Source organism: Natronincola peptidivorans, from assembly GCF_900111615.1.
Lineage (GTDB): Bacteria > Bacillota > Clostridia > Peptostreptococcales > Natronincolaceae > Natronincola_A > Natronincola_A peptidivorans.
This window is the reverse complement of record NZ_FOHU01000004.1, coordinates 222099-238046: the sequence shown is the minus strand read 5'-3', so window position 1 is coordinate 238046 and position 15948 is coordinate 222099. Positions and strand designations below refer to the sequence as shown.

13 protein-coding genes and 1 other annotated feature (1 of these 14 cut by a window edge) are annotated in these 15948 nt (G+C 37.2%); of the genes, 12 read left to right on the top strand and 1 reads right to left on the bottom strand.

Going from position 1 to position 15948, the window contains the following annotated elements:
• Positions 1 to 129, top strand: a binding site (T-box leader); it begins 131 nt to the left of the window's first position.
• Between the two features lie 67 nt (positions 130 to 196).
• The 8 genes from aspS to BMX10_RS06930 all read left to right on the top strand — a co-directional run bounded on the left by aspS (position 197) and on the right by BMX10_RS06930 (position 8908).
• The gene (aspS, locus tag BMX10_RS06965) at positions 197 to 1489 is read left to right on the top strand and encodes an aspartate--tRNA(Asn) ligase (RefSeq protein ID WP_090441454.1); all 1293 of its coding nucleotides are present in this window, start codon (positions 197 to 199) and stop codon (positions 1487 to 1489) included.
• Positions 1490 to 1501: 12 nt separating this feature from the next.
• Positions 1502 to 1786, top strand: coding sequence for an Asp-tRNA(Asn)/Glu-tRNA(Gln) amidotransferase subunit GatC (gatC, locus tag BMX10_RS06960; RefSeq protein ID WP_090441452.1), 285 nt, complete (start codon positions 1502 to 1504; stop codon positions 1784 to 1786).
• A gap of 10 nt (positions 1787 to 1796) precedes the next feature.
• The gene (gatA, locus tag BMX10_RS06955) at positions 1797 to 3269 is read left to right on the top strand and encodes an Asp-tRNA(Asn)/Glu-tRNA(Gln) amidotransferase subunit GatA (protein WP_090441449.1); all 1473 of its coding nucleotides are present in this window, start codon (positions 1797 to 1799) and stop codon (positions 3267 to 3269) included.
• Positions 3270 to 3271: 2 nt separating this feature from the next.
• Positions 3272 to 4717: an Asp-tRNA(Asn)/Glu-tRNA(Gln) amidotransferase subunit GatB gene (gene gatB, locus BMX10_RS06950; RefSeq protein ID WP_090441446.1), complete on the top strand. Its 1446-nt coding sequence runs from the start codon at positions 3272 to 3274 to the stop codon at positions 4715 to 4717.
• Positions 4718 to 4892: 175 nt separating this feature from the next.
• Positions 4893 to 6227, top strand: coding sequence for a type I glutamate--ammonia ligase (glnA, locus tag BMX10_RS06945; protein WP_090441443.1), 1335 nt, complete (start codon positions 4893 to 4895; stop codon positions 6225 to 6227).
• Positions 6228 to 6338: 111 nt separating this feature from the next.
• Positions 6339 to 6905, top strand: a complete 567-nt coding sequence (locus BMX10_RS06940) for an ANTAR domain-containing response regulator (protein ID WP_090441439.1) — start codon at positions 6339 to 6341, stop codon at positions 6903 to 6905.
• Between the two features lie 180 nt (positions 6906 to 7085).
• Entirely contained in the window at positions 7086 to 7604 is a 519-nt protein-coding gene (locus BMX10_RS06935) for a sigma-70 family RNA polymerase sigma factor (protein WP_090441436.1), read from the top strand.
• Positions 7601 to 8908 carry a DUF4179 domain-containing protein gene (locus BMX10_RS06930; protein WP_090441433.1) on the top strand — a complete coding sequence of 436 codons (1308 nt, stop codon included), beginning with the start codon at positions 7601 to 7603 and terminating at the stop codon, positions 8906 to 8908. The genes BMX10_RS06935 and BMX10_RS06930 overlap by 4 nt, the downstream gene beginning before the upstream one ends.
• 773 nt (positions 8909 to 9681) lie before the next feature.
• On the opposite strand, the gene BMX10_RS06925 is transcribed toward BMX10_RS06930, so the two are convergent.
• Complete coding sequence (locus BMX10_RS06925) at positions 9682 to 10548, bottom strand: carbon-nitrogen hydrolase family protein (RefSeq protein ID WP_090441430.1); 867 nt, start codon at positions 10546 to 10548, stop codon at positions 9682 to 9684.
• Between the two features lie 90 nt (positions 10549 to 10638).
• Between BMX10_RS06925 and BMX10_RS06920 the strand changes: the two genes are divergently transcribed.
• The 4 genes from BMX10_RS06920 to BMX10_RS06905 all read left to right on the top strand — a co-directional run bounded on the left by BMX10_RS06920 (position 10639) and on the right by BMX10_RS06905 (position 15724).
• Positions 10639 to 11355 carry a GNAT family N-acetyltransferase gene (locus BMX10_RS06920; RefSeq protein ID WP_090441425.1) on the top strand — a complete coding sequence of 239 codons (717 nt, stop codon included), beginning with the start codon at positions 10639 to 10641 and terminating at the stop codon, positions 11353 to 11355.
• A 244-nt stretch (positions 11356 to 11599) separates the two neighbouring features.
• Positions 11600 to 12274, top strand: a complete 675-nt coding sequence (locus BMX10_RS06915) for a uracil-DNA glycosylase (RefSeq protein ID WP_090441423.1) — start codon at positions 11600 to 11602, stop codon at positions 12272 to 12274.
• A 135-nt stretch (positions 12275 to 12409) separates the two neighbouring features.
• On the top strand, positions 12410 to 13504 hold the full coding sequence (mutY, locus tag BMX10_RS06910; RefSeq protein ID WP_090441421.1) for an A/G-specific adenine glycosylase: 1095 nt from the start codon (positions 12410 to 12412) through the stop codon (positions 13502 to 13504).
• Between the two features lie 222 nt (positions 13505 to 13726).
• Complete coding sequence (locus BMX10_RS06905; protein ID WP_090441418.1) at positions 13727 to 15724, top strand: methyl-accepting chemotaxis protein; 1998 nt, start codon at positions 13727 to 13729, stop codon at positions 15722 to 15724.
• Positions 15725 to 15948 lie beyond the last annotated feature (224 nt).

Sequence of the window (15948 nt, the reverse complement as noted above, 5' to 3'; positions counted from 1 at the left end):
CTTAGACGGCACCAAACCGTTAACCCTTGGACAGCATCGAGTAAACAATGATTTATTCCGTGTTGATGGAGCTGAACTAATTTATTAGTTAATTTGGGTGGTACCGCGAGATAACCTTTCGTCCCTTGTATAGGAGATGAAGGGTTTTTTTATTTTTCTTTTTTATTTTCAATTTTTAAGAAAAGGAGTGGCAAAGATGAAAAGGATATTGGTAGATGAACTAGTTGAAGGAATGGATAGTTTAGTTTTGTTAAGAGGATGGATTCATAAAATTAAAAGCTTTGGTAAATTTGCCTTTGTTTTCCTAAGAGATAAGACAGGGGTTGTACAGCTGGTGATGGAGGAAGAAGAAATTCTGAGTCAACTAAAACTGGAAATGTCTGTAGAAGTAAAGGGCGTACCGGTAAAAAATGAAAAAGCTCCTGGGGGCATAGAAATACAAGTGAAGGAAATAGAAATTATAGGGAAAACCTATTATGATTTATTACCCTTCAGTATCAATGAAAAAAAAGTCAAGGCTACCTTGGAGACAGAGCTGGATTATCGCTATATTAGCTTAAGGAGGCCGGATAGAAGAGCAGTTTTTAAAGTGCAGGAGGAAATTGTGGCGGCCTTTAAGCAGTATTTCAAAGGAGAGGGGTTTCATGAAATACATACCCCAAAGATTATTGCCTCAGGAACTGAGGGAGGCTCAGAGATGTTTACAGTCAACTATTTTGACCGGAGAGCCTTTTTAGCACAAAGTCCTCAGTTTTACAAGCAAATGATGGCAGGGGCGGGATTTGAATCAGTATTTGAAGTGGGGCATGCCTATAGAGCCGAGCTGCATAATACATGGCGGCATCTAAATGAATATGTCAGCTTAGATATTGAAACTGCCTTCATAAAGGATGAAAATGATTTGATGGAACTGGAAACAGGCTTTCTAAAGGACCTTATTCAACACTTGAAGGAAACCTGTGGAAAGGAACTGGAGATGTATGGCATTACCTTGCCAGAAATAAAAGAAATACCTAAAATCCCATTAGCTGAAGCACAGAGAATTCTACTAGAAGAGTACGACAAAAAGTCTCCAGCTGGTAATATCGATGCAGAAGGAGAAATCTTATTCTCTCAATATATCCAAGAGGAATATAAAAGCGATTTTGTGTTTCTTACAAAGTATCCAGCATCCAAAAGACCAGTATACACCATGCCAGACCAGCAGTGTGAGGGAGCTACCAGAAGCTTTGACTTGATTTACAAAGGATTAGAGATCACTACTGGAGGTCAAAGAATACATGACTATGAAATGCTGAGGGATAATATGATTAGATTTCAACTAAATCCTGAAGATTTCGGGTTTTACTTAGACAGCTTTCGATATGGAATGCCTCCCCATGGCGGTTTTGCTATAGGACTGGAGAGACTTACTATGAAGCTGTTGGAGTTAGAGAACATAAGGGCTGCTACTTTATTACCAAGGGACATGAACAGAATGATACCATAGGAGGGATTGAGAATGAAGGTAACCATTGAAGAGATTCAATACATTGCTAAACTAGCTAAATTAAAATTTCAGGAAGAGGAGGCAGCTGTCTTTGCCAAAGAATTTGACAGTATCCTGGCTCATTTCGAAAATATCAACAAGGAAGATTACACAGAAATAGAAAAGGGTCAATTGGAAAAACCTACATCCACCTTGAGAAAGGATGAAGAGAAATACTTTGAAGAGAAGGAAGCATTATTTCAAAATGTAAAGGGCATGAGGGAAGGCTATATAGAGCTTCCAAAGATTGTAGAATAGGAGGGATAACATGGAAATAGCAGGATTTAAAATACAAGATATACAACAAGGCTACAGGGAAGGAAAATTCTCTCCTACAGAAATAACAAAGGCTTACTTAGAGAGGATCAAAGAATTAGATAAAGGCATCCAAGCTTTTATCCACCTAAATGAAGAGGATGCTCTACTGCAGGCAAAGGACGTAGCTGAGAAGATACAAAAGAAGGAAACTGCAGGACTTTTGGAGGGCATCCCAGTTGCAGTGAAGGATAACATCTGCACCAAGGGATTAAGAACCACCTGTGGATCAAAAATGCTGGAGGATTTTATACCCCCGTATGATGCAACCCTGATAAAAAAACTGAAGGAAGCAGGTGCTATTATTATTGGGAAAACCAACATGGATGAGTTTGCCATGGGTTCTTCCACTGAAAACTCTGCTTTTGCCACTACAAAAAATCCTTGGGATACAGGAAAGGTACCGGGAGGATCTTCTGGAGGCTCTGCAGCAGCGGTGGCGGCAGGCTTTGCACCTTTAGCCATTGGTTCTGATACGGGGGGATCTATAAGGCAGCCGGCCTCCTTTTGCGGAGTGGTTGGACTGAAACCAACCTATGGATTGGTATCCAGATACGGATTGATTGCTTTTGCTTCTTCCTTAGACCAAATAGGACCCTTAACAAAAACTGTGGAGGATTGTGCCTTAAGCCTGCAGGCAATACAAGGACCAGATTCTATGGATGCCACTAGTTATAAGGAAAGAAGTGCTGAAAATTATTTAGAAGAAATTAAAGGTAATATAAAAGGATTGAAAGTAGGGGTGCCCAAGGAGTTTTTTCAAAAAGGTTTACATGGAGAAATAGCAAAAGCTATAGACAAATCAATGAAACTCTTAGAAGAGATGGGGGCAGAGCTAGAGGAATTTTCTTTACCCATCATGGATACCGCCCTCTCAGCCTATTATATTATTTCCTCTGCAGAAGCCAGTGCAAATCTAGCTAGATATGATGGTGTTCGTTATGGATATCGTTCTGAGATATTTGAGGGAATTAACGAACTGATGGTAAATAGTCGTACGGAAGCCTTTGGGAAAGAGGTGAAACGTAGGATTATGATGGGGACCTATGTTTTATCCTCAGGATACTATGATGCCTATTACAATAAGGCCATGATGCTTCGCAGAAAGATCAAGGATAGCTTTTCTAAGGCATTTGAAAACTATGATGTAATACTGAGCCCCACTTCACCAATACTACCATTTGGTATTGGAGAAAAAATGGAGGACCCCTTAGAAATGTATTTGGCGGATATCTATACCGTCAGTATCAATATTGCAGGCTTACCGGCGATATCTATACCTTGTGGGTTTAGCAACACAAAGCTGCCTATTGGGTTACAGCTGATAGGAAAGCCCTATCAAGAAAATCAACTGTTAAAGGCTGCCTATCATTTAGAGCAGCAGCTGGAGATTGATACTACAATTCCAGCCCTAAAGGAGGTGTAGTGATGGCTTTTGAAACGATAATAGGTTTAGAAATACATGTTGAGCTAGAGACAAAATCTAAAATATTTTGCACCTGCTCCACCACATTTGGAAAATCCCCTAATGAAAACACATGTCCTATTTGTACTGGAATGCCCGGTACGCTGCCGGTTTTAAACGAAGAAGCTGTTTCTCTTGCTGTCAAGGCTGGTAAGGCTTTGAATTGCACCATAAATACAGTAAACAAGTTTGATAGAAAAAACTATTTTTATCCAGATCTTCCTAAGGCCTATCAAATTTCTCAGTTTGATCTACCTATTTGCAGCAAGGGATATGTAGATATAGATTTAGATGGAAAAAGTAAAAGAATCAATATCACAAGAATACACATGGAGGAGGACGCTGGTAAACTCATCCATTTAGAAGATGAACCTATCAGTTTGGTGGATTATAATAGAACTGGAGTGCCTTTGATAGAAATTGTTACAGAACCGGATTTAAGATCTCCTGAGGAAGCAGTAGTTTTCCTAAAGGCTTTAAGAGGAATACTGAAGTATGGAGAGGTTTCTGATTGTAGAATGGAACAGGGGTCCTTGAGATGTGATGCCAATATCTCTATTAGAGAGGTAGGTTCAGACCAACTGAATACAAGGGTGGAGATTAAAAATCTTAACTCCTTTAAAGAAGTATTAAAGGCATTACAAAAAGAAGAAAAAAGACAGAGGGAGTTATACCAGTATAAGGAAGAATATAAAATCCAACAGGAAACAAGAAAATGGGATGCTGCTAAAGGGAAAACCATTCCTATGCGTTCTAAGGAAGAATCTCATGATTATCGCTATTTTCCAGAGCCTGATTTAAAGCCGATTTTTATTGAAAGAGATTTCATAGAAAAAGCAGTCAAAAACTTGCCAGAGCTTCCAGCGGAAAGAAAGAAAAGAATCATGGAGAGCTATAGCCTAAAAGAAAAACAGGTAGATATCCTTATTGGTGAAAAAGAATTAGTGGATTACTTTGAAGAAGTTCTTTCCTATGGAACAGAGGCTGTAGAAGCTGCTAACTGGATAACAATAGACCTGCTAAGAGTGTTAAAGGATATAGATGTAGAAGAAAAAGGAATACCAATAAAGGCTTCCAATCTGGCGAAATTGATAGAGCTTATAGGAAAAGGTGTGATTAGCCGTACTGCTGGTAGGGAAATATTTGATGAAATCGTCTCAACAGGAAAGACACCAGAGGAACTGGTGGAGGAAAAAGGATTAAGTCAGATTAGCAATACTGAGGAATTAGAAAAAATAGCAGAGGAAATATTAAAGGTAAATCCACAGGCAGTGGAGGACTTTCATAAGGGTAAAGGGCAGGCTTTGGGATATATTATGGGGCAAACCATGAAGGCTACAAAGGGAAAAGCCAATCCACAGCTAGTAAAAGAGATTATTGAAAAAAAATTAAAAAAATTTCAAATTTAGGGTTGCATTCTAGGTAAATATAGCATATAATCTTTAGCATATAAAAAAATATTAATTTTCGGGCAAAGGCGTCCGCATCAAAAAGGAATTTTTTATTCCTTCTGTTGTGGTCGCTTTTTTTATTTTTTTGTTTCACTTTAGGAATAATTTTAAAATATTAAAGGAGGTCATTAAGATGAAGAAAAATTACAGTAAGGAAGACATTTTAAAGCAAGCTGAGGAATTAGGAGTAGAGTTTATTCATTTACAATTCACTGATATTTTAGGAGTAATGAAGAATGTATCTATAACCATTGAGGAATTAGAAAAAGCATTAGATAACGAAATCATGTTTGATGGTTCTTCCATAGAAGGATTTGTAAGAATTGAAGAATCTGATATGTATCTTCGGCCAGATCTATCAACCTTTACAGTCTTTCCCTGGAGTGGTCCAGTCAAGGAAGCCAGATTGGTATGTGATGTCTACAGACCTGACGGCACTCCCTTTGATGGATGTCCAAGAAATGCTCTTAAAAAAGTACTCAAGGAAGCAGAAGAAATGGGCTTCATTATGAATGTAGGTCCAGAATGTGAATTCTTTTTATTTAATACTAATGAAAAAGGGGAGCCTACACTAGAAACCCATGATAATGCAGGATACTTTGATTTGGCACCTGTAGATTTAGGGGGAAATGCTAGAATAGATATGGTGGCTACATTAAAGCAAATGGGCTTTAATATAGAAGCTTCCCACCACGAAGTGGCAGAAGGACAGCATGAAATAGATTTTCAATATGCAGATGCATTGAAAACAGCTGACAATATCATGACCTTTAAAATGGTAGTAAGAATTATTGCACAGAGACATGGCTTGCACGCAACCTTCATGCCAAAGCCTAAATTCGGCATCAACGGTTCAGGAATGCATGTAAATATGTCTTTAGCAACATTAGATGGGAAAAACGCATTTTATGACGAAAGTGATCCTTTGAAGTTCTCTGAAACAGCTTATTACTATTTAGGAGGAGTATTAAAGCATGCTAAAGCATTTGCTGCTTTAACAAATCCAACTGTAAACTCCTATAAAAGACTTGTTCCAGGATACGAAGCACCGGTGTTGATTGCTTGGTCTGCCAGTAATAGAAGTCCATTAATAAGAATACCTGCAAAAAGAGGAAGCTCCACTAGAATTGAATTAAGAAACCCAGATCCATCCGCTAACCCATATCTAGCATTAGCAGCAATACTGAAGGCTGGATTAGATGGTATAAAAAATAAAATGACACCGCCACCTGCAGTAAACAGTAATGTTTATCATATGAGTGAAGAGGAAATGAAGGAAAAAGGTATTGTTGGATTACCGGGTAATTTATATGAAGCAGTAGAAGAATTACAAAAGGATGAAGTAATCAAAGAAGCATTAGGAACACATCTCTTTGAGAAATTTACAGATGCAGCCTTGGTTGAATGGAAAGAATACGCCAGCTATGTGACACAATGGGAGTTAGACAGATATTTAAGGAAATTCTAAGTAGAGAACCCAAAAAGCTTTTTAAAAAAAGAGTACCTTAATGGGGTACTCTTTTTTTAAAAAAAAGAGTATAATAAATATCAAACATTGTATCGGAATTGAGGTGGTAGTATGGACAATTATCGTATCGTGGTAGCCGATAGCGGATCCACATCTCGAAAGCAAATTTGCAATTTATTAACTCAAAAAGGCTATAGAATATATGAAGCTACCGATGGAGCTGGGGCTCTAAGAATTGCACGTAAAATACTGCCACATATAGTGTTGATTGATGTAAATATATGGGGAATTAATGCGTACGAATTAGCAAGAATTATTGAGGATGATGGCCTATCTACGGTACTTTTTATTACAGGAAGTCCAGATAAGGGATTTTATGAAGTCTTAGGAAATATGAATGTTTTTGCTTATATTACAAAACCAGTAAATGCTGCTCATTTACACCAAATTCTTGAATTCTCTTTAGCAAACCTAAAGAGAATTACTGTATTAGAGGCAAAGGTTAAAAAACTAGAAAAGACTTTATCTGCCCGTAAAAAAGTAGATAAAGCAAAAGGAATTCTTATGAAAAAAAGAAAACTGTCAGAGGATGAGGCCTATCAAATTCTCCGAAAAAAAAGCATGGACGAATGCACCACCATTGAAAAAATAGCAGAGAAAATTATTGCTTCCTCTTAATCACTCAACAAGGATAAAGAATAGTATCTATAAATTTATATAGGTTGTTGGCAAAAGCCACTTTCTTAAATAGTGAAGGTGGTTTTTGTCAGTAAACTAAGAGGAAATTAAGACGGATAAATGAAATGAACTTTTTTCTTACATAAACACTCTTATAGATAGTAAAGGAGGTTTGGGCAGGTGGAGACAATAGAACTGGTGAAAAAATCCAAAGTAGGAGACAAAGAAGCGTTGCTGCAGCTAATTATGAATAAAAAACAAGAATATTATAAGTTAGCCTATGTTTATATGCAAAACCAAGAGGATACTTTGGATGCCTTAGAGGATACAATTGTTATACTTTATAAAAAAATAAAAACTTTAAAAAAGGAAGAAGCCTTTGACAGCTGGAGTAAAACCATATTAGTAAATAGATGTAAAGACCTATTGAGAAAAAGAAAAAAGCTAATATATCTAGAGGAAAAGGAAGTCCTGGACGAGAAGGATATGATTCAAAATCGTGAGGATGCCATTGATTTAGAAAAAGCCTTAAAGAAATTAAATCCAAATCAACAGGAGGCCATCAGGCTTAGGTATTATATGGATTATGATTATGAAACCATTGCAAGACTCACAAACACTCCTTTAGGAACGGTAAAATCCAGAATTTTTAATGGCATTGAGAAATTGAAGGCAGCATTAGGAGGTGGTGTAAAATGATGGACATAGAAAAAATGCTACAGGAAAAGAAAAGAGACTATGATAGGATAGAGGCTCCAGAAGAGATGGAGGAAAGATTAAGGGGAGCATTAAGACATCAGAAACCTAGGTCTAGATGCATATGGAACAGTAGATTTATAGCAGCGGTACTAGTGCTTTTTGTCTTTGTGGGCTACCACTTTGATACCTTCGCCTATTATAGCAAAAGAATTGTTGGGTACGATGGAGTTATGTCCGACAGTTTAAAGGATTTAAATCAGATGGGTAAGGGACAGGAGATTGGAAAATCCTATACCTTTGAAAATGGTGTAGAGGTAACGCTAGATGCCATCATGGTGGACGATAATCAAATGATAGCATTTTATAAGATAAAGGATCCTAATAAAATCATGGGCCAGCATAGTCCTTTAGTAGAATTTAAAGGGTTTTTTAGAAGTTACAGAATGAGAAGTGGTATGGGAGAATATGTGGAGAATGATCATCAAGAAGAAATGATTTATAGGGCAAATTTCGAAACTCCTAGGATATGGGAGAGAAGGCTTACCTTTAAATTTAGCATAAGGAGCAATGGCCTATATCAAGAAGGAACAATCCCCTTTGTTTTAAATAGAAGCAAAGCCATGGGACACACTATAAAACAAAAAATTAAAAAGACAATAGAAATTGAAGAGATAGAGGTTAACTTTGAGAAAATAACAGCTACTCCTACTCAAACTTTAATTGAGGGAAGTATTAACAATCTGTTAGAACTGGTGAGAGAACAGATTTCAGGAGATCAAACCAGAATTGCCAGGATGAACATAAAGCTTTTGGCAGATGGCAAGGAGATAGGAAATCAAGGGGCTGGTATGAGGACAGATATGAAGGGTTATACCTTTAGCTTTTCCTTTGACCCGCTGCCACAGGATATACAGAAGCTAGAGATTCAGCTGCAAGGCTTATCAGTGGTTCGACGACCTAATATGACAATAGATTTAGCCGACAAAGGGTTACCCTATAGCATAGAATATGATAACCGAGAAATAAAAATAGAAAATATTGAAGTTATAAATGGCAATACCCATATAACAGTTGAAACAGAAGAGAGTATGTCGCTATTGGATGTGTCCTTGTCTGGGAAGGATAAAAATCTTAGGTTTATAGAAACAACTCCGTTGGATTATGATAAAAAATTAGATGGTACTATTACCTACTCAAGGATCATCACCTTTGAAGGTCAAGGGGAGGATTTACAATTAACAATAGGAAAGGTTATCTATACAGCAGAGCTGCAGGATGCTATCCTTCCTATAGAGATAAAGTGACATGGTTTCAGTAAGTCCAAACATTCGGGAAGAATCAGGAGGGGCATAGACCCTAATTGGATAATGCAAATAAAAAGGAGCGGTCTAAAAATGTAACGGGTTCACTTCAGAGGTACAAAACTAAAAATTACATTGCATTTTACAATTAAAATAACCACTCATATTGCGAGTGGTTATTTCTTTAAATTTGAACACTCTATGCAACTATAAACATAAATTAAGCCTAAAATTACATTAGGATTTGCATATGCTTTCTTAGATGTAATAAATTTATTACATAACAAAAATAGTCGCAAAAACTGATGTAAAAATAAATGTAAAAAAGAAAGAAAAACTAGCTTTGTTTCATAGTATCTTTGTAAATTTATGGTACAATTAAGACAGCTATTATGACGCACTTGATGGATCATGCGTAATATATTACATATTCGGGCGACCGCAGGTCGCCCCTACATGGTGCGTGGTGCCCCTATCTGTTGTGTGGTATCATATATTGTAGGGGCGACCTGTGGTCGCCAGTTATTGGTCGATACAATTGCATATTGTCAATGTGTAGGGGCGGTCTTTGACCGCCTGATTAATGGCACATCATCTTTTTTATACGACATAGAAATGCATCGGTTTAGTAGCAAAAACTAAGGTAAAAACATAATAAAAAATGTACTGTTATTTAACATCTAACAGTACATTTTTTATTGCAATTCTTGATGCATTTTCTTCGCTTGAACCTCTCAACTGAACCCGTTGGTAAAAATGACCACTCCTTTTTTCTCTTATTTACTTTCTCTCCACTTAGCATACAAATCATCACGTCTATCTCTTTGGGTAGTAACATCTCCACTGTCTCTGGTTTCAACCAGCTTTAATAAATCTATCTCTCCCGTTACCACCATCTCTTCTGAAGGGTCACCTTCAGCTACGATTCCTTTAGGAGGGAAATAGCTGTCACAGGGAGCCAGGATGGCAGCTACCCCATAATGACTCTGCATATAACGAACCTCAGGCATCCAGCCGGTTCCTCCAGTATGGACTACATAGACTTGATTTTCTACAGCCCGTGCTTGACAACAGTAGCGTACTCGATAAAAACCCTGTCTATCATCAGTGCTGGAGGGGCAGAAAAGAATGTTGGCCCCTAAATCCGTGGCACGTCTAGCTGTTTCAGGGAACTCCATGTCATAGCATACAATCAAGGCAACCTTGCCTGCCTCAGTATCAAATACCTTTACATCATCACCAGGGGTGATTTTCCAGCTATATTTTTCCTCTGTTGTCAAATGAATCTTCGGTTGTTTAACAAAGCTACCATCAGGGTAAAATAAATATGCACAATTATAAATATTACCTTCTACTTCAATAATATGGGTGCCCCCTACAATATATAGGTCCAGCTCCTTTGCCAGACTAGAAAATAATTCAATGTATTTTTCTGTGTAACTAGGCAAAAGCCTAATGCTTTTGTAAGGATCTGTTTCTTCCATGAAGGAAAGCAATTGAATGGTTAAGAATTCAGGAAAAACAATAAAGCGAGAATTCCAGTCCTTGGCATAATAAGCATAACCCTTAACCTGTTGTGCGAATTCTTCAAAGCTAGCTATTTTCTTCATATTATACTGTACTGCTGATATTCTTAGACGCATAAAACACACCCCTTTTTATTGCTATACTTGCAACCATGGTATCATATATATCTATACTGTGCAAATTTCAATATTTTAAGGAGGAAAAATATGTTTCGACTAGAAACTTTTGTATTATATGACAAAAAACCAAAATCAATAACCATACGAAATTATACAAAAAAGGATTTTGATGCAATTATAGAGATGGAAAGGCTCTCTTACCCTCCACCTTTTCCCCAAGAGCTTTTATGGGAGGAGGAACAACTAAGCTCCCATGTGGATGCATTTCCATTAGGCTGTCTATGTGTAGAAATGGATAAAAAGGTTGTTGGCGTGCTGACCACCATGATTATCAATTATGATCCAGATGAGCCCCATACCTGGGATGAAATCACCAATGAAGGTTATGTTAAAGGAAGTCACCAACCAAAAGGAGAAACCCTATATGTAGTGGATATCAATGTTCATCGAGATTTTAGACATTATAATATTGGTCGTGTGATGGTACAAAGCGCATATTATCTAGTAGTAAAGCTAGACTTAGATAGATTATTGGGCTGTGGGCGAATGCCAAATTATCATAAGTATGCCAAGGACTTATCTCCTGAGGAATACATAGAAAAGGTAATTGATGGAGAGATATCAGATCCTGTCATCAGCTTTATGTTTAAATGTGGCAGACGACCAGTAAAAATTCTTGCAAATTATGTAGAGGACAATAAATCACGGGATTATGCATGTCTTATGGAATGGAGAAATCCCTTTAAAAATGTACCCAAGCTGCCGCAGCAAAAGTTTTTAAAAGATATGAAGGATATAAAATAAACAAAGGGACGGGGGACAGTTCCCAAAAGGACAAAAAGGACGGGGGACGGTTCTCCGTCCCTCTACATTTTATCTAAAGCAGAAAATACGTCATTATCATTGGTAGAGGTGTTGATGTGTTTTAGATTGTGGCTTTTATCGTTTTTTTAAAAATTTAATGAAGTAAAATTATTATGTTATAATTTTCATATGATATAGCTATAAAAAATATAGCTATAAAAAATTTTTCAGGAGGATGGTATTGATGACTATTTTAAAGAATGATTGGGCTCCTTTGCTGGAGCAAGAGCTTGAAAAGCCCTATTACCTAAAGCTAAGACAATTTCTCATCCAAGAATATAATTCAAAAGTGATTTATCCTGATAAATATGATATATATAATGCCCTTCATTTCACCTCTTTTCATAACACAAAGGTTGTCATCCTTGGACAGGACCCATATCATGGACCGGGACAGGCCCATGGATTAAGCTTTTCTGTAAAGCCAGGAGTCAAGTCTCCACCATCCCTCCAGAATATATTTAAAGAGCTCCAGACGGATATAGGATGCTATATACCTAATAATGGCTATCTTGAGGCATGGGCAAAGCAGGGAGTGCTGCTGCTGAATACTGTATTAACTGTGAGGAAAGGGGAGGCCAATTCTCATAAGGGCATAGGATGGGAAGCTTTAACGGATAGAGTGATAGAGCTATTGAATGAAAGGGAAAAGCCTATGGTATTTCTACTGTGGGGAAAAAATGCTCAAGAGAAGGAAAATCTTATTAGTTCGCCACAGCATCTTATTATCAAGGCGCCACATCCAAGTCCATTTTCTGCAAATCGGGGATTTTTCGGAAGCCGGCCTTTTTCTAAAACCAATAGGTTTTTAAAGAGTATAGGAAGTGAAGAGATAGATTGGCAAATAGCCAACCTATAAAATTTGCTTAGACCTTATTATATAAAGGATTTGGGTTGGATAATGGAACATATTAGCCAGCATCTGCCATAAGCAAAATCATAGCTAGGTATAGTTAAAGTCAACTAACAGAGAAGCTATCACAAGGAGATAATCATGACAAAGCAAAAACAACCCATAAAAGAAGCTTTAAACCCATCAACAACCTTTAAGCTACAACAGAGCCTTATAGAATGGTATGAAAAAAATCACAGGAAGCTGCCTTGGAGGGAGACGAAAAATCCCTATTATATCTGGATTTCTGAAGTAATGCTACAGCAAACTAGGGTAGATACTGTAATAGATTATTATCATAGGTTTATTCAGAAATTTCCAACCATCAAAGATTTAGCAGAGGCTGAGGAAGAAGTGGTGTTAAAAGCATGGGAGGGATTAGGCTATTATAGTAGAGGTAGACGAATCCATCTAGCAGCTAAAATCATTATGGACCAACATGATGGAAGAATTCCAGAGAGATACGAGGCTATTTTAGCTTTGCCAGGAATCGGACCCTACACAGCTGGAGCCATTGCTAGTATCGCCTTCCAACAACCAGTTCCAGCAGTAGATGGAAATGTGATGAGGGTGTTTTCTAGAGTTTTTCATTTGCAAGAAGATATCACCCTCATGAGGACACAAAAACATATGCAGCAAATTGGGGAAAAGGTGGTGTCCCACAGAAACCCTTCTTTTTTTAATCAAGGATTAATGGAATTAGGAGCCCTTATCTGCACACCGAATTTTCCTAAATGTCTTGCCTGCCCCTTACTTCAGCTATGCAAAGCAAGGGCATTAGGAGTGCAGGAAAAAGTACCAGTAAAACAAAAAAAGCCTAAACAAAAAGAAAGAGTAATGGAGATGGCTTTGATATATAAGAAGGACAAGATCCTCATTACGAAACGTCCCAAGGAAGGACTTTTGGGTGACCTTTGGGGATTGCCGGGGATTGAGCAAGAGAAGGATCTAAAGGCAGGGAGGAGTATTGAGCTAGAGCTATTAGAAACCTATGCTATAAAGGTTTCTAACATTAATTATCTTCTGAAAAAAAACCATGTTTTTACTCATATAAAATGGCATATGCTACTTTATGAAATGAAGCTAGAGGAGGAAAAAGAAATAGATTACCCAGAAATAAAGTGGGTAAACAAAAATCAACTGAAATTATATCCCCTACCAACAGCATTTAAAAAAATGATCCCCTTCACAGAGTAAGATGAGATGGGTGAATAGGCTGTCTTCTTAGGATAAAAGAAGTGTCAAAAGCTGACAAAAACTGAGGCGTGTGGCTATAGCCCTATTATCAAACAATGTAAATAAATGTTGAAATATTCGAAAATTTTACATATAATGTAACTATATGAAATATATACATTATAGGACTCTTTATATTGCATGGAAAATGTAAAGATAAAATACGGTATTGGAGGGGATGGAATGAAGAGTATAAAGACAAAGTTGATTATTTATTTTTCTATTTTAATTTTAGTCATATCTGTTGTATTTGGTTTTATTTCCCTAAGGACAGTTAGTGACGTAGCTACTGAAGAGGCAAAAACAGCCGTGGAATTGTTAGCCTATGAAGGAGCACGATTAGCAGAAAGTCGTATTGAAACTCAAATAGCAACAATAGAAATGCTGGCAAGAAGATCAGAGATTCAAAGCATGGATTGGGAAATACAGCAGCCAGCATTACAAGGACATCTACGACAGCTGCAAAGAGTAAATTTCCTTGCTTTAGCAGTGGTTTATCCCGACGGTATCGCTTATTATCAGGATGGAACAACAGCAGAGTTAGGTGATAGGGAGTATGTAAGAAGAGCCTTTGAAGGGGAAGCAAATGTATCGGATTTATTGATTAGCAGAGTAACTAACCAAGCGGTAATTATGTATGCAACGCCAATACATAAGGATGGTAGAATAGAAGGTGTTTTAGTAGGACGTAGAGATGGAAATGTTATGAGCAATATTACTGACGATATGGGCTTTGGTGAAATGGGATACGCCTATATGATTAATCAAGATGGAACAGTGATTGCTCACGAAAATAGAGAAAGGGTAATGGAGCAATGGAACCCAATAGAAATGGTACAAGATGATCCTGGGTTACAATCCATGGCGCAGCAGTTTCACCAGATACTAGAAGAGAAGAGCGGAGTAGGAGGATACCAATATCAAAATAATAATCTTTATGTAGGATATGCCCCTGTAGAAGGAACTCAGTGGACATTGGTGATTACAGCTAATGAGGAGGAAGTGTTGGCGGCAATTCCAGCACTACAAAGGCAAATCATTCTTGTAGCATCTATCATCCTTCTAGTAGCTATTGTTCTATGTTACTTAATTGGAAATTCAATCACAAAACCAATTATTTCCACAATAAAGCACTCAGAAAAGATAGCTAGTCTAAACATTACTGAAGATGTTCCAAATACATTTATTAAAAGAAAAGATGAGATAGGATCCTTAGCACTAGCATTCCAGACAATTACCGATAATCTGAGGGAGTTTATAAAGCAAATAGCAGACACTTCCCAGCAAGTAGCCTCTTCTTCAGAAGCCTTAACCATAACCAGTCAACAGTCGGCTATGGCAGCGGATGAAGTAGCTAAAACCATTGAAGAAATTGCTAAAGGCGCAGGTGAGCAGGCAGAAGATACAGAAAAAGGAGTAGCTCATATTAGCCAAATAGGTGAATTGATTGAAAAAGAACAAAAGTATATAAAAGACTTAAATATCTCTACCAACGAAGTAACGAAGTTAAAGGATGAAGGCTTTGAAGTCCTAAAGGATTTAGTAGAGAAGACAAATAGCAATAGTCAATCAGCAAAGGAAGTATATAAAATTATTGTGAATACCAATGAAAGTGCAGAAAAAATAGAAAATGCAAGTGAAATGATTAGAAGTATCGCTGAGCAAACAAACTTATTGGCTTTAAATGCAGCCATCGAGGCAGCTAGGGCAGGAGAAGCTGGTAAGGGATTTGCAGTAGTTGCAGAGGAAATAAGAAAGCTGGCAGAGCAATCCAATGCATTTACTGAAGAAATCGCTGGTATAATACAGGAACTAACAGATAAAACAGAGGATGCTGTTAAAACAATGGAGGAGATGAGTAAAACAGTAGCATCACAAACAGAAAGTGTAGCAACAACTAATGCTAAATTCCAAGGAATTGACAATGCCATTGAAAAAATGAAAGAAGTGATAGTGGCCATTAACCAATCGGGGGAAACAATGGAAAATAAAAAAGGAGAAATTATTGGAGTCATTCAAAACCTATCAGCGATATCGCAAGAAAATGCAGCAGGAACAGAGGAAGCTTCAGCATCAGTAGAGGAGCAAACAGCAGCTATGGAGGAAATAGCTAGTTCAAGTGAAGCTTTAGCGGCATTGGCAGATGAAATGCAAAAAAGCATTGCTAGGTTTAAGTATTAAGAAGAAAAGTTTATAGAAAACCATACTATCCTCCACAAAGCTATAGACTATGGATAAACAAAACCTCTGAATTTTGAAATAATTCAGGGGTTATTTTTTGAATAATCTAATGTGAATAATCTAGTAAAAAAAGAAATAAGAAACTATTCTTGAGATAAAATACAAGAATAGTTTTTCTATTTTTCAAAAAAGTATAAAAATTTTATTAAAAGTGGTTTCAAAAA

Excerpts from the sequence above, each read along its gene's own strand:
- aspS (WP_090441454.1), top strand. The coding sequence starts at position 197 with ATGAAAAGGATATTGGTAGATGAACTAGTTGAAGGAATGGATAGTTTA.
- gatC (WP_090441452.1), top strand. The coding sequence starts at position 1,502 with ATGAAGGTAACCATTGAAGAGATTCAATACATTGCTAAACTAGCTAAA.
- gatA (WP_090441449.1), top strand. The coding sequence starts at position 1,797 with ATGGAAATAGCAGGATTTAAAATACAAGATATACAACAAGGCTACAGG.
- gatB (WP_090441446.1), top strand. The coding sequence starts at position 3,272 with ATGGCTTTTGAAACGATAATAGGTTTAGAAATACATGTTGAGCTAGAG.
- glnA (WP_090441443.1), top strand. The coding sequence starts at position 4,893 with ATGAAGAAAAATTACAGTAAGGAAGACATTTTAAAGCAAGCTGAGGAA.
- BMX10_RS06940 (WP_090441439.1), top strand. The coding sequence starts at position 6,339 with ATGGACAATTATCGTATCGTGGTAGCCGATAGCGGATCCACATCTCGA.
- BMX10_RS06930 (WP_090441433.1), top strand. The coding sequence starts at position 7,601 with ATGATGGACATAGAAAAAATGCTACAGGAAAAGAAAAGAGACTATGAT.
- BMX10_RS06925 (WP_090441430.1), bottom strand. The coding sequence starts at position 10,548 with ATGCGTCTAAGAATATCAGCAGTACAGTATAATATGAAGAAAATAGCT.
- BMX10_RS06920 (WP_090441425.1), top strand. The coding sequence starts at position 10,639 with ATGTTTCGACTAGAAACTTTTGTATTATATGACAAAAAACCAAAATCA.
- BMX10_RS06915 (WP_090441423.1), top strand. The coding sequence starts at position 11,600 with ATGACTATTTTAAAGAATGATTGGGCTCCTTTGCTGGAGCAAGAGCTT.
- mutY (WP_090441421.1), top strand. The coding sequence starts at position 12,410 with ATGACAAAGCAAAAACAACCCATAAAAGAAGCTTTAAACCCATCAACA.
- BMX10_RS06905 (WP_090441418.1), top strand. The coding sequence starts at position 13,727 with ATGAAGAGTATAAAGACAAAGTTGATTATTTATTTTTCTATTTTAATT.